At 62.9% G+C, this 13380-nt stretch carries 11 protein-coding genes; 7 read left to right on the top strand and 4 right to left on the bottom strand.

Annotated features, from left to right (window positions below; genetic code table 11):
- Positions 1-91: 91 nt before the first annotated feature.
- From ACQ5BM_RS00590 to ACQ5BM_RS00620, 7 genes are all read left to right on the top strand, one after another.
- Positions 92-1639 (top strand): amino acid permease, encoded by a 1548-nt coding sequence (locus ACQ5BM_RS00590; protein WP_429806512.1) that lies wholly within the window; start codon positions 92-94, stop codon positions 1637-1639.
- 188 nt (positions 1640-1827) lie between these two features.
- Positions 1828-3192 carry a glutamine synthetase family protein gene (locus ACQ5BM_RS00595; RefSeq protein ID WP_429806514.1) on the top strand — a complete coding sequence of 455 codons (1365 nt, stop codon included), beginning with the start codon at positions 1828-1830 and terminating at the stop codon, positions 3190-3192.
- Positions 3193-3276: 84 nt separating this feature from the next.
- Positions 3277-4662, top strand: a complete 1386-nt coding sequence (locus tag ACQ5BM_RS00600) for an aldehyde dehydrogenase family protein (protein WP_429806516.1) — start codon at positions 3277-3279, stop codon at positions 4660-4662.
- Entirely contained in the window at positions 4659-5804 is a 1146-nt protein-coding gene (locus ACQ5BM_RS00605) for an iron-containing alcohol dehydrogenase (protein ID WP_429806517.1), read from the top strand. The genes ACQ5BM_RS00600 and ACQ5BM_RS00605 overlap by 4 nt, the downstream gene beginning before the upstream one ends.
- A 342-nt stretch (positions 5805-6146) precedes the next feature.
- The gene (locus ACQ5BM_RS00610; protein ID WP_429806519.1) at positions 6147-6893 is read left to right on the top strand and encodes an AAA family ATPase; all 747 of its coding nucleotides are present in this window, start codon (positions 6147-6149) and stop codon (positions 6891-6893) included.
- Positions 6894-7078: 185 nt separating this feature from the next.
- Positions 7079-7798, top strand: coding sequence for a ParA family protein (locus tag ACQ5BM_RS00615; protein ID WP_429806521.1), 720 nt, complete (start codon positions 7079-7081; stop codon positions 7796-7798).
- Positions 7799-8158: 360 nt separating this feature from the next.
- Entirely contained in the window at positions 8159-9679 is a 1521-nt protein-coding gene (locus tag ACQ5BM_RS00620) for a methyl-accepting chemotaxis protein (protein WP_429806523.1), read from the top strand.
- Between the two features lie 251 nt (positions 9680-9930).
- Here the strand turns inward: ACQ5BM_RS00620 and ACQ5BM_RS00625 are convergent, their stop codons facing one another.
- The 4 genes from ACQ5BM_RS00625 to ACQ5BM_RS00640 all read right to left on the bottom strand — a co-directional run bounded on the left by ACQ5BM_RS00625 (position 9931) and on the right by ACQ5BM_RS00640 (position 13270).
- Positions 9931-10413 (bottom strand): N-acetyltransferase family protein, encoded by a 483-nt coding sequence (locus tag ACQ5BM_RS00625; protein WP_429806524.1) that lies wholly within the window; start codon positions 10411-10413, stop codon positions 9931-9933.
- Positions 10414-10600: 187 nt separating this feature from the next.
- On the bottom strand, positions 10601-11131 hold the full coding sequence (locus ACQ5BM_RS00630; RefSeq protein WP_429806525.1) for a dihydrofolate reductase family protein: 531 nt from the start codon (positions 11129-11131) through the stop codon (positions 10601-10603).
- Between the two features lie 301 nt (positions 11132-11432).
- On the bottom strand, positions 11433-12788 hold the full coding sequence (locus tag ACQ5BM_RS00635) for a GAF domain-containing protein (RefSeq protein ID WP_429806527.1): 1356 nt from the start codon (positions 12786-12788) through the stop codon (positions 11433-11435).
- The gene (locus ACQ5BM_RS00640; RefSeq protein WP_429806529.1) at positions 12785-13270 is read right to left on the bottom strand and encodes a pyridoxamine 5'-phosphate oxidase family protein; all 486 of its coding nucleotides are present in this window, start codon (positions 13268-13270) and stop codon (positions 12785-12787) included. The genes ACQ5BM_RS00635 and ACQ5BM_RS00640 overlap by 4 nt, the downstream gene beginning before the upstream one ends.
- Positions 13271-13380: the final 110 nt, after the last annotated feature.

Consider the following 13380-nt stretch of genomic DNA (forward strand, 5'->3'; position numbering starts at 1 on the left):
CCGCGGTCCTGTTCCGGCTCTCCGGACCAGGTGGTTGATGTGACCCAGCCGCAATGGGGCGGCCTGGTCTGAAGAAATCAGGGGAAGAGCAATGTCAGACTACAGTGAACTGGACAAAAAGCAGGACATGAGTGTCTTGCATTCGATGGGCTATGCCCAGGAGCTCGAGCGGCGCATGAGCCAGTTCTCGAACTTCGCGGTGTCGTTCTCGATCATCTGCATTCTTTCGGGCGGCATCAACTCGCTGGCCCAGGCGACGGCCGGTGCAGGGGGCGCCGCGATCGGCATCGGTTGGCCGCTCGGCTGCTTCATTTCCCTGGTCTTCGCCGTCGCCATGGCGCAGATCAGCTCAGCCTATCCGACGGCCGGCGGCCTCTATCACTGGGGTTCGATCCTCGGCAACCGCTTCACCGGCTGGCTGACGGCCTGGTTCAACCTGCTCGGCCTCGTCACCGTTCTCGGCGCCATCAATGTCGGCACCTACTATTTCTTCATGGGCTCCTTCGGCACGCCCTATCTCGGGCTGGAAGACACGACGGTAACGCGCATCGTCTTCCTGGCTGTCATCACCGGCGCCCAGGCGCTCGTCAACCACATGGGCATCGGCCTCACCGCCAAGCTTACCGACTTCTCGGGTTATCTGATCTTTGCGACGGCGATCCTGCTCGCGGTCGTCTGCCTCGCGGCGGCCGACAGCTACGACATCGCCCGCCTCTTCACCTTCTCCAACTATTCCGGTGAGGCCGGCGGCAATGTCTGGCCCGAGACCTCGGGCACCTGGGTCTTCCTGCTCGGCCTGCTGCTGCCGATCTATACGATCACCGGCTACGACGCTTCGGCGCATACCTCGGAGGAAACGGTGAAGGCCGCCCATTCCGTGCCGCGCGGCATGGTATCGTCTGTGCTCTGGTCGGCGCTCTTCGGCTACATCATGCTCTGCGCCTTCGTGCTGATGATCCCGAACATGGACGAAGCCGCCAAGCAGGGTTGGAACGTGTTCTTCTGGGCGATGGATGCTCAGGTGCAGCCTGCCATCAAGGACATCCTCTACTTCGCCATCCTCGTCAGCCAGTGGCTGTGCGGCCTGGCGACGGTGACCTCGGTGTCGCGCATGATCTTCGCTTTCTCGCGCGACGGCGGCCTGCCGGCCTCCAAGGCGCTTGCCAAGGTGAGCCCGACCTACCGTACGCCGGTGGCTGCGATCTGGGTCGGTTCGATCCTTTCGGTTCTGTTCGTCTGGGGCTCGTCGCTGGTCTCGATCGGCGAAACGCCGGTTTATACGATTGTCGTTTCCTGCACCGTCATCTTCCTGTTCTTCTCCTTCGCGATCCCGATCACGCTCGGGCTCTTCGCCTGGGGAACCTCGAAGTGGGACAAGATGGGCCCGTGGAACCTCGGAGAGAGCATGTTCAAGCTCTTCGCGGTGCTGTCGATCATCGCCATGGTGCTGATCTTCATCCTCGGCGTGCAGCCGCCGAACGATTGGGCGCTCTATATCACCGTCGGTTTCCTGCTTCTGACCGGCGCGGTCTGGTTCGGGTTTGAAAGCCGCCGCTTCCGCGGCCCGCCGATCGGTGACGAAGTGGCGCGCCGCCAGGCCGAAATCGCCGCTGCGGAAAAGGCCGTAGGCGAAGTCTAACGAACGAGCGAAAGGCGGGAGCGCGACCGCGACTTCCGCCTTTTCTTTTGTGGAGCCGGGATGAGCAAGCCAGGCGCGGATTTCCGCTGGCATCCCGCTCCGATCACCTGAAGCGATCACGTTCACGCGGCCCAAAAATATCGTGACCCAAGGGGACGGCCGCGTGACCAAACATGGGATGGAAGTTGATGAGCTATACGTTTGATGAGTTGAAGGAAGACGTCGCTGCCGGCCGCATCGATACGGTTCTCGCCTGCCAGGTCGACATGCAGGGCCGTCTGATGGGCAAGCGCTTCCACGCGCAGTTTTTCGTCGACGGTGCCTGGAAGGAAACGCATAGCTGCAACTATCTGCTTGCGACCGACATCGAGATGGAGACCGTGCCCGGCTACAAGGCGACGAGCTGGGAGAAGGGCTATGGCGACTATACGATGAAGCCGGACCTTTCGACGCTCCGGCGCATTCCCTGGCTTGAAGGCACCGCGCTCGTGCTCTGCGACGTGCTCGACCACCACACGCATGAGGAAGTGGCGCACTCGCCGCGGGCGATCCTGAAGAAGCAGGTGGCGCGGCTCGAGAAGATGGGGCTCAAGGCCTATATGGCGAGCGAGCTCGAGTTCTTCCTGTTCGACCAGTCCTATGACGATGCCCGCCAGACCGGCTACCGCGACCTGCAGCTCGCCAGCGGCTACAACGAGGACTACCACATCTTCCAGACGACCAAGGAAGAGGATGTGATGCGGGCGATCCGCAACGGTCTGCAGGGCGCCGGCATCCCGGTCGAGAATTCCAAGGGCGAGGCGTCTGCCGGCCAGGAAGAAATCAACGTGCGCTATGCCGATGCGCTGACGATGGCCGACCGGCACGCGATCATCAAGAATGGCTGCAAGGAAATCGCCTGGTCGCGCGGCAAGGCGATCACCTTCCTCGCCAAGTGGAACTATTCGGCTGCCGGCTCCTCCTCGCATATCCACCAGTCGCTCTGGAGCGCCGACGGCAAGACGTCGAAGTTCTACGACGAGGGCGGCAAATACGGCATGTCCGAGATGATGCGCCACTATGTGGCCGGCCTGCTCAGCCATGCGAGCGAGATCACCTATTTCCTGGCACCCTACATCAACTCCTACAAGCGCTTCATGGCCGGCACCTTCGCGCCGACCAAGGCGGTCTGGAGCAAGGACAACCGCACCGCCGGCTATCGCCTGTGCGGCGAGGACACCAAGGCGATCCGCATCGAATGCCGCGTCGGTGGCTCCGATCTCAATCCCTATCTTGCCTTCGCGGCTTTGATCGCGGCCGGCATTTCCGGTATCGAGAACAAGATGGAACTGGAAGCGCCCTTCGTCGGCGACGCCTATGGCGGCAAGGACGTGCGCGAGATCCCGCGCACGCTCAGAGATGCGACCGTGGCGCTGTCGGAATCGAAGATGCTGCGCGCCGCCCTCGGCGACGACGTTGTCGAGCATTATGCGCGGGCCGCACGCTGGGAACAGGAAGAATATGATCGCCGCGTCACCGACTGGGAGGTCGCGCGCGGCTTCGAACGGGCCTGAAACTGGCCCCTATCTCTCACACGGTGGCCGCTCCCGGACGGGCGCGGCCACCGCATCATTCGCAATGAAAGCAGGAAAACGATCATGAGCATGATCAAGTGCATTTCGCCCGTGAACGGCGAAGTCTATGCGGAACGCCCGGCGATGCCGCTGGAGATGGCAAAGCAGGTGGTCTCCCGCGCCCGCCAGGCGCAGAAGTCCTGGGCGCGCCGGCCGCTCGACGAGCGCGTCAATCTGGTACTGGCCGGTGTCGCCCGCCTCAACGAGATGGTTGACGAAGTGGTGCCGGAGCTTGCCTGGCAGATGGGCCGGCCGGTGCGGTATGGCGGCGAGTTCAAAGGCTTCAACGAGCGCTCGAACTATGTCGCGACGATCGCTGCCGATGCGCTGAAACCGTTGGTGATCGAGGAAAGTGACCGCTTCGAACGGCGCATCGCCCGCGAGCCGCACGGCGTCGTCTTCGTCGTCGCGCCGTGGAACTATCCCTACATGACCGCGATCAACACGGTCGCGCCGGCGCTGATGGCCGGCAACACCGTCATCATCAAGCATGCGAGCCAGACGATCCTCGTCGGCGAGCGCATGGTGCGCGCCTTCGTCGAAGCCGGTGTTCCAGCCGACGTCTTCCAGAACATCTTCCTCGACCATGAAACGACGGCGGCGCTGATCGCCGCCAAGAGCTTCGATTTCGTCAACTTCACCGGCTCGGTCGAAGGCGGCCGGTCGATCGAGCGCGCGGCCGCCGGCACCTTCACCGGCCTTGGTCTGGAGCTCGGCGGCAAGGATCCGGGCTACGTCATGGAAGACGCGGACCTCGACGCTGCCGTCGACACGCTGATGGATGGCGCTACCTACAATTCCGGCCAGTGCTGCTGCGGCATCGAGCGCATCTACGTGCATGAAAAGCTCTATGACGCCTTCGTCGAGAAGTCGGTCGCCTGGGTTTCCAACTACAAGCTCGGCAACCCGCTCGATCCGGAAACGACGCTCGGGCCGATGGCCAACAAGCGCTTTGCCGCAACCGTGCGCGACCAGATCGCCGATGCCGTCTCCAAGGGCGCCAAGGCATTGATCGATCCGAAGCTTTTCCCGCAGGATGATGGCGGCGCCTATCTCGCGCCGCAGATCCTCGTCGACGTCGATCACTCCATGGCCTTCATGCGCGAAGAGACCTTCGGTCCGGCCGTCGGCATCATGAAGGTCAAGAGCGACAGCCAGGCGATCGAACTGATGAACGACAGCCAATATGGCCTGACCGCATCGCTCTGGACCAAGGACGCCGAGCGCGCCGCGCGCATCGGCGCCGATATCGAGACCGGAACGGTGTTCATGAACCGCGCCGACTATCTCGACCCAGCGCTTTGCTGGACCGGCGTCAAGGAGACCGGTCGCGGCGGCTCGCTCTCGGTCATCGGCTTCCAGAACCTCACCCGTCCGAAATCCTACCATCTGAAGAAAGTCACGGCATGACCATCACCGCCAACTGGAGCTATCCGACCGCCATCAAGTTCGGTGCCGGCCGGATCAAGGAGCTTGCCGACCACTGCAAGGCGGTCGGCACGAAGAAGCCGCTGCTGATCACCGACCGGGGCCTGGCGCCGATGGCGATCACCCAGAATGCGCTCGACATCCTCGACGCAGCCGGCCTCGGCCGCGCGATCTTCGCCGAAGTCGATCCGAACCCGAACGACGTCAACCTCGAAGCCGGCGTGAGGGCGTTCAAGGATGGCGGCCATGACGGGGTCGTCGCCTTCGGCGGCGGCTCGGGCCTCGACCTTGGCAAATGCGTGGCCTTCATGGCCGGGCAGAGCCGCCCGGTCTGGGACTTCGAGGACATTGGCGACTGGTGGACCCGCGCGAGCGTCGAAGGCATCGCGCCGATCGTCGCCGTGCCAACGACGGCCGGCACCGGCTCGGAGGTCGGCCGCGCCAGCGTCATCACCAATTCCGCCAGCCACGTGAAGAAGGTGATCTTCCATCCGAAGTTCCTGCCGGTCGTGACGATCTGCGACCCGGAACTGACGGTCGGCATGCCGAAGGTGATCACCGCCGGCACCGGCATAGACGCCTTTGCCCATTGCCTGGAAGCCTATTCCTCGCCCTTCTACCATCCGATGTCGGCGGGCATCGCACTCGAAGGCATGCGGCTGGTGAAAGAGTATCTGCCGCGCGCCTACAAGGACGGTACCGACATCGAAGCCCGTGCCAACATGATGAGCGCCGCCGCCATGGGCGCGGTGGCCTTCCAGAAGGGCCTCGGCGCCATCCACTCGCTGTCGCACCCGGTCGGCGCGATCTACAACACCCACCACGGCATGACCAATGCGGTGGTGATGCCGCCGGTCTTACGCTTCAACCGCCCGGCGATCGAAGACAAGATCGCGCGTGCTGCCGCCTATCTCGGCATTTCCGGCGGCTTCGACGGTTTCTACGGCTATGTGCTGAAGCTGCGCGAGGAACTCGGCGTTCCGGACAAGCTCGCAGCCCTCGGCGTCGGCACCGACCGTATCGATGAGATGTCGGAAATGGCGATCGTCGACCCGACGGCCGGCGGCAATCCGGTCGAGCTCACGCTCGACGCCGCAAAGAGGCTCTTCCGCGAGTGTATCTGAGGTAAACTTCCCGGCGCCTTTGCAGAGCGAAGGCGCCGTTCCCCCCTTTTGCATGTCTCCTTAAATCGACCTCGATTGAAGGACGAAGACTTGCAGCAAATCAAAGTGCTACAGCGACCTTTGCGTGTCTGATCAGACGCGCGGCTCTGTAGTTTAGTGGGATTGAAAATACTACTTGCCATTGCAGGCGATTTGTCACCTAATTGTCACGGAACGGGCACGATTTGGTTCCGTGGAACGTCTCCTTTACGCTTCGTTTACCGCGATCTGGAACGCTTCCATTAGAGCGTGCGTATGTATGGCCCGGGATGTGATGGGCCTGAGTTGAGTTAGGGTCGACCGATGGCAATTATTTCCCTCGCGAATGCGAAGGGGGGAGCCGGCAAGACGACGGCAGCTTTGCTGCTCGCCTGCGAATACGCCCGGCGCGGCGACAGGGTTGCGGTTCTCGATTGCGATCCACTCGCCTGCATGACCGACTGGTTCCGGCACGGCCGGCATGACGGCAATCTCTCCATCATCTCGGGCGTGACGACGACGACGCTCAGCGATCATCTCAGGCGGCTGCGCGGCCGGGCCGAGCATGTGGTCATCGATCTCTCCGGTGCCGCCGACGTACTCGTGGCGCTTGCGATCGGCCTCTCCGATCTGACGCTGATCCCGGTGCAGGGCTGCATCATGGACGCGCGCGGCGCCACCCATGTGCTCGAACTGATCCGCTATATCGAGAACAATGCACGCGCCAACATCAACCACGCCGTGCTGCTCACGCGCGTCAACCCGATCGTGACGACCCGTGCCATGCGCAAGGTCAAGCTGTTGTTGGCCGAGAGCCGGATCCGGCTCGTCGATACCCCGCTGGTGGGGCGCACGGCGTTCCGCGAACTTTTCGAGCAGGGCGACACGCTCTCCTCACTCGATCCGGCGAAGGTCAGCAATCTTGCAAAGGCGCAGGCCAACGCCCAGGCGTTTGCCAATGACGTGCTGGTGCTTCTCCATCCGGCAGGCGAGGCGGTGCGGCACGGCCCGTTCTCGTCGATGTGTTACCGCTCGGAGCGGACAGCCGACCCGGTCGTGCTGCCGGCGTGAGGGCCGGCCCCCGGCTTTTCCCATCGAAATCTAAGGCGCCGACGTCTCCCGGCAGGGCGACTGTCAGGTTTCGCGTTCCCGCGTTACCAATTCGTTAACCATGATCTGAAAGGTTTCGTTAAGAAGCGAACCATCGGCCATGGCCGTCCGGTTCAGCGCGGAACACGCACAGAATGAGGAATATCATGGCGGTCATCACTTTCGCCAATGCAAAGGGCGGCGCGGGCAAGACGACGGCGGCGCTGATCCTGTCGACGGAGCTGGCGAGGCAGGGACATCGCGTCGTGGTTCTCGATGCCGATCCGCAGCGCTGGATCACGAGCTGGGCGGAAGTTTCCGGCCACATCGCCAATCTTACCGTCATCTCGCATATCACGCCCGGCTCGCTCGAATGTCACATCCGCGAGATGAAGGACGAGGCGGACTATATCGTCATCGATCTCGCGGGCGCGAAGGACCAGATCGTCGCGCTGGCACTGGCCGTTTCCGACCACGTCCTGATCCCGGTGCAGGGCTGCGCCATGGATGCCAAAGGCGCTGCCCAGATCCTCGAACTCATCCGCCAGATCGAGGACCGCTCGAAGCAACGCATCAACCATTCGGTCGTGCTCACCCGCGTCAATTCGCTCGTCACCACGCGGGCATTGCAGGCGATCAAGGCCATGCTTGCCGAGCGCGGCGTCTCGGTGCTCGACACGCCGATCGTCGAGCGTGCCGCCTACCGCGAAATCTTCGACTGCGGCGGTACGCTGCAGACGATGGATCCGGCCCGCGTCAGCAATCTCGACAAGGCGCGCGAAAACGCATTCGCCCTGGCCAGGGAAGTCCAGACGTTGCTGCCGGTCAAGGCGCGCCGTTCCTGGGCCGCACGCATGCCGTCCTGGGCGTCGCGCAACGCGGCCTGATCTTTCCTGGAATGCTTCCTTCAACCGGAATTGACGTTTGTCAGTTCCGGTTGAATCCCGTTTCGGACTTCGCGAAATGGCTGTCGCCCGTAAGGCTTCCTTTACCCTGGACTTCTAACAGTGGCCCTGGATACAGGTTTGCCCGCCACGATCACCTACAACCGGGCAATCGGCCGCGATGACTGCGGCCACGATCTCAACGCCTTGCGCGATAGATCCCGTCTCCATGATCCACAACAGTGCCGTGCGTCTCATCAGGCGCACAAGGGTCGCTGTATCACTTTGAACTGCTTCATGTTTCTCCCCCAAATCGAACAGGATTTGCGAAGCATGCAGCAGAGCATGCAGGGAAGTTCGCACATGAAAACGGAACACACCGCTGCCGGCACGCAGGACGTTGCCGGTCGTCTGAATTTCATGGCGCTCGATGATGCCGCCAGAACGAGCCTCAGGGCGCTGAAGCCGATCCTCGAGAAGGAGCTGAAGCCGGCGCTCGACACGTTCTACGGCAAGGTGAAGACGACGCCCGAGACGAAGCGGTTCTTTGCGTCCGACAGCCATATCGATCGCGCCAAGGGCGCGCAGGTGGGGCACTGGGCGAACATCGCCGACGCCAATTTCAACGAAGACTATAGCGCCAAGGTCCGTACCATCGGCCAGGTGCACGCCCGTATCGGGCTTGAGCCGCGCTGGTATATCGGCGGCTATGCGCTGATCGCCGAACACCTGATTACCGAGATCGTCAGGGCACACTGGCCGAAGCGCGGCCTGTTCTCGCGCCAGATCACCTCGGCCGAAGAGCTGGGCGCCATGCTGTCGAGCCTGGTCAAGGGCATCTTCCTCGACATGGACCTGTCGATCTCCGTCTATATGGACGCGTCCGACGTGACCAAGCAGCGCGCCGTCCAGGAGGAAGTGCTGGCGGCCGAGCGCGCGCTGATCAGCAGGACCTTCGGCGCCGCCTTGAAGAAGATCGCCGAAGGCGACCTCACCGCGCGCATCGGCGCCGATCTGCCGGTCGCCTATCAGGAGCTCGGCGAAAACTTCAACCACGCGATTGGCGAGCTCTCGCGCGCGATCGGCGGCATCGAGGCCGGCGCCAGCCAGATCCACACGAGCGCCAAGGAAATCGCGGCGGCCGCCGACGATCTTGCCAAGCGCACCGAGCGCCAGGCCGCCAATCTCGAGGAGACGGCAGCGGCCGTCGAGCAGGTGACGCGCACCGTCAAGCAGACCGCCGAAGGCGCCGACCAGGCGAATTCGACTGTGATCGCCGCGCGTGCCAATGCCGAGCAGAGCGGCGAGATCGTTAGCCACGCGATCGAGGTGATGCAGGAGATCCAGACGTCGTCGGCCAGCATTGCCCGGATCGTCGACGTGATCGACGAGATCGCCTTCCAGACCAACCTCCTGGCGCTGAACGCCGGCATCGAAGCGGCGCGCGCCGGCGAGGCGGGCAGGGGCTTTGCCGTGGTTGCGTCCGAAGTCCGCGCGCTCGCCCAGCGCTGCGCCGATGCGGCCAAGGACATCCAGGGCCTGATCGCCAAGTCGCGCGGCCAGGTGGACGACGGCGTGAACTCGGTCAACCAGGTGGCCCAGTCGCTGCAGCAGATCGTGGCGCAGGTGGTGGAAGTCAGCTCCGTCTTCGGCGCGATCCGCGCCAGCACCGCCGAACAGGCAACCGGCCTGCAGGAGGTCAACACCGCCATCTCCCAGATGGACCAGATCACCCAGCAGAATGCCGCCATGGTCGAACAGGCCAATGCCGCGAGCCAGGCACTGACGGGCGAGGCCGAGCACATCGCCACGCGGCTCAAGGCGTTCCGCACGTCGGGGCAGGTACAGGTTAGCGCCGGCTCGGGTTATCGCGCGGCCGCGTGAACGCGCGGTGTCTTGGGAAAGAACGCCTCGGGTCAGGGATGGCCCGGGACATTTGCTTTGGGGCTGGCTGGGGGCAGGTTCCGCAACGGGGCAAGAGCCTCTTTGCGAAATTTACGGATCGTCAGGAGCTCCAGTACGGCGACCGCGCTCCTTTCAAGTTGGAGATCGTAGTCTATCTCCCGCCCAAAGCCTCCCCGGACGAAATTAAGCAGAGAAACAACTTTCCGTCGAGACTGACCGCGGGTGCCTGCCTAAAGCTTGCGAAACATCACGAAGGCGTCGACGTAGCCGAGCGAAGGGTGAAGGAATGCTTCCGGAAGCCGACCGACGATCTCAAATCCGAGCGACTGCCATAGCCGCACCGCACGTTCGTTGCTGCTGACGACGAAGTTGAACTGCATGGCCCGGAAGCCCTTTGCGCGAGCATGGGCGAGAGAGTGCTCATGCATCTGGCGGGCCACGCCTCGGCCGCTTGCCTTCGCGTCTGTCATGTAGCCACAGTTGCAAACATGCTGCCCGCCGCCCGCCCGGTTTGCCTGGATGTAGTATGTGCCTAAAATCAGGCCATTCTCTTCCGCGACGAACGTTTCCCGGTCCGGAGCCATCCAGTAAGCCAACGCATCGTTTTCGCTAAGATCGCGGTCCAGGGTATAGGTCTCGCCCGCGCGGATTGTCGGACGAATTATTCCCCAGATGGCGCTTCGATCGTCGCTGCTTGCGGGACGGATTATCATTGCTCTACCTACTGTGGGCATCGGACGCGCGCAACGCGCTTATCGCATCCTTGGCCAAGCTGCAATTGCTTTCACCGGCTCCCGCATGCGGTGGCCTTCCTCGGTGCAAGCGCACCTCTCCGGGAAGCGGAGTGCACGGTCATGAAGCGTTTTCGCAGAGTCATTTCGCGACTGGCAAGTCGCGAGACTAAGCGGGAACGTAGGTGAGCCTCACCACATCCTCGTCAATCCGATCATGAGCTATAAGGCGGAGCCGCGGCCGGGGGCCGGCGAAATAGGGGTTGCCGTGACCCAGTACGACCGGGTGCAGGTAGATCCGATACTCATCGATCAGGCCGAGCTCCGTGAGGCTTTGCGCCAGGACCGGGCCGGCAACTTCGATCTCTCCGTCGCGCTCGGCCTTCAACGCGCGGATCGCGCCTTCGAGATCACCCTCGACGAGCCGGGCATTGGGGCCGACAGATGTCAACGAGCGCGAGACGACCCACTTCGGCTGCTTGCACCACGCCGCCGCAAAGGCCTGTTCGTCCGCATCCCATTCGGGATGCTTGTCGTCCCAGTAGCGCATGATCTCATAAATGCGGCGGCCATATAGGCTACCGGCCTGGCGCTCAGCCTCCTCGACGAAGTGGCGGAAGAGCTTGGGACCTGGCGCAAACGCCGTATGGTCGACATAGCCGTCGAGCGACTGGTTCATCCCGAACACGAGCTTAGCCATAGTCATTCCTCCTCTCAAATGGCACATTCGCGCGGATCTGATTGTGGTATGCAATCGGTTCTAAGCTAAATTGACTGATCTTAAGTCGCAAGCGGTTTTGGCGTGCGCATGAACGTCCCCGCTCGGGCTTTCCGCTCAATCTGGCTCGCGAGGCGCCGGGGATCTTGTGGGACCGGGCGAAAGACTTGCTGGGCGGCCAAGATGGCCCGAGACGGTCGCCTCGCTCTCAAGGACGAGTATCCGCTTAGGGCCCTGGCTGTGCAACGCTGATGCTGTGGGCAATTGTGGAGTTGAGCGTAGCTCAAGCGTCATCGTCACCTGTGGTCGCGTTGAGGACGAGCGAACCTTCGGCCTCCAGCCGGACGCGGCCTCTGCCAACGCGGATGAGGCGAATGGGCGCGTGCTTTTCTTCGAGCCGGCGGCGGAGCAGCAGGAGCCGGGTTTCTAGATTGTCCTTGATTTCCGGCATGCGAGCGCCGGCCGCGAGGCGCATTTCCCGGTTCGTGAATTCGCTTCGACCCTCACTCAGGTGCCAGTCGAGCATCAGGCGCAACAGCGTTCCGGCAACGCCTTTCACGATATAGGTGCCGTCGACGAACACGCTGTCGTCAAAGCGGTGATGGGCCACGTGAACCTTTCGCCCGTTGACGGCAGGCTCGGGCGCGGGCGCCGTCTGTCTCGGTTCGGCTGCGGCTGCCTCCCGTTCGCTGGCTCTGAGGACGCCGGCGGCCTGTTTCGCCAGGATTTCGAGAGCCGCCTCGTCTTCCTGGCGGAAGGCCAGCCGTTCCGTACTTTCAACGAAGAGCACGCCGGTCACGGTGCCGCGGGCGGTCATGGGGACGGCGATCTGGCTCATGGCCCTCGGCAATTGCGGGAAGCCGACGGTGCGCGTGGTGTTTTCAGCTCCTTCCGTTTCCAGGCCGATCGCCTCGCCGAAGCGACGCACGCGGCTCATGTCGCTGACCTTGATAGTCTGGCCGCTCGTTGCCGCAGCGCCGATCAATCCCTCGCTACCGGCGACTTCCGATCCGAGCCCCGAGCGTTCGTAGCCGATGCTGCCAGTCGTGATCAGGCAGCCGCGATGATTGTCGTGGATGAGCACGAGCGCATTACCGTATCCGAGAACACGCTGGACTTCGTCGAGCAGGGTGTCGATGATCTCATCAGCTTCGGCTTGTTGCTCGATGGCGTTGATCGCCTCCGAGAGGGCGGGAAGGCTGACGGGCGCGCGGCCGGCCATAGCCAGCGCTGTCTCCACTGGCGAGGGGACTTTTTCAATTCCATGCACGCGGAAAATGTCAGCGCTCCTGAGCCGCATAACATCCGACATGCCGACTTGCGCGCTGCTTGCCTTGAGCTGGCGGGCGATCTTGTCGAACAGCGCGCCCGTATCGATGGATCGCACGAAACCGATGTCGAGCAGAAACTGGTCTCCGGTGAAGCCGTCGACGAGGATCAACGTGACCTTTGGATTGGCGCGCACATTCGCCGCCGTCTTGGCGAAGAACTGGTTGGAAAGCGCGACATGCTCCTCGTCGACCTGTACCACGTGGGAGAGATAGGAGATGTTCGGCATTCCATCGGCCGAAGCTGTGGCGATGATGGAGGGGATGACACCCTCGAAGCAGGCGGAAAGATCGGAAAGCCGCAGGTTCATTGGGACCTCGCGCCAGCCTTCGTGCCTGCCAGCATGCCGGCGAGCGGGCCAGGCGTCTGGACATAGATTTCGCTAACCGCCAGCCGGGCGACCCTCGTTTCGCGTGCTGTCAACCATGGCGCGATAAGGTGCCGGGGCACCCCGAGGGCTTCGAGCTCGTTCGTCGCCACCGTCATGAAGCGGTCCGCACGATCGAGGTCGGCCGCTTCCGGTTCTCGCATCGTGGCCGAACCCTTCATCTGGAAGCTCACATAGTCCGAGGGGCTGACGAAGGTGACGGCGATCCGCCCGGTCTGCCGGATGCAGGGCTCCAGCCGTGGCCACTGCCAGTGGGAAAAAATGACGTCTATCGTCTCGCGGTCTTCCAGGAGATGGAAGCCCACGCCGCGTCCGGCGGAGGGACGGCCGGCCCCATCGGCCACGGCGATGATGCACATCAGCGGCCGATTGAAAAAGTCGAGGAGTCTGTCGTCGAGCCTCACTGCCGTCCCCTATTGATTGCCCCCGGCCTTCTTAGCAAACTTTTAGGATATTCGGCACGGCTTGCACATTCATTTAGGAACGCCGGTTTTCACGGCGCGCTATAGAAGCG

The sequence above is a fragment of the Ensifer sp. B1-9 genome (assembly GCF_050474445.1).
Classification (GTDB): Bacteria; Pseudomonadota; Alphaproteobacteria; order Rhizobiales; family Rhizobiaceae; genus Ensifer.

Bases quoted from the DNA above. Each gene is read 5' to 3' on its own strand.
- ACQ5BM_RS00605 (WP_429806517.1), top strand. From the start codon at position 4,659: ATGACCATCACCGCCAACTGGAGCTATCCGACCGCCATCAAGTTCGGT.
- ACQ5BM_RS00625 (WP_429806524.1), bottom strand. From the start codon at position 10,413: ATGATAATCCGTCCCGCAAGCAGCGACGATCGAAGCGCCATCTGGGGA.
- ACQ5BM_RS00595 (WP_429806514.1), top strand. From the start codon at position 1,828: ATGAGCTATACGTTTGATGAGTTGAAGGAAGACGTCGCTGCCGGCCGC.
- ACQ5BM_RS00615 (WP_429806521.1), top strand. From the start codon at position 7,079: ATGGCGGTCATCACTTTCGCCAATGCAAAGGGCGGCGCGGGCAAGACG.
- ACQ5BM_RS00620 (WP_429806523.1), top strand. From the start codon at position 8,159: ATGAAAACGGAACACACCGCTGCCGGCACGCAGGACGTTGCCGGTCGT.
- ACQ5BM_RS00590 (WP_429806512.1), top strand. From the start codon at position 92: ATGTCAGACTACAGTGAACTGGACAAAAAGCAGGACATGAGTGTCTTG.
- ACQ5BM_RS00635 (WP_429806527.1), bottom strand. From the start codon at position 12,788: ATGAACCTGCGGCTTTCCGATCTTTCCGCCTGCTTCGAGGGTGTCATC.
- ACQ5BM_RS00600 (WP_429806516.1), top strand. From the start codon at position 3,277: ATGAGCATGATCAAGTGCATTTCGCCCGTGAACGGCGAAGTCTATGCG.
- ACQ5BM_RS00630 (WP_429806525.1), bottom strand. From the start codon at position 11,131: ATGGCTAAGCTCGTGTTCGGGATGAACCAGTCGCTCGACGGCTATGTC.
- ACQ5BM_RS00610 (WP_429806519.1), top strand. From the start codon at position 6,147: ATGGCAATTATTTCCCTCGCGAATGCGAAGGGGGGAGCCGGCAAGACG.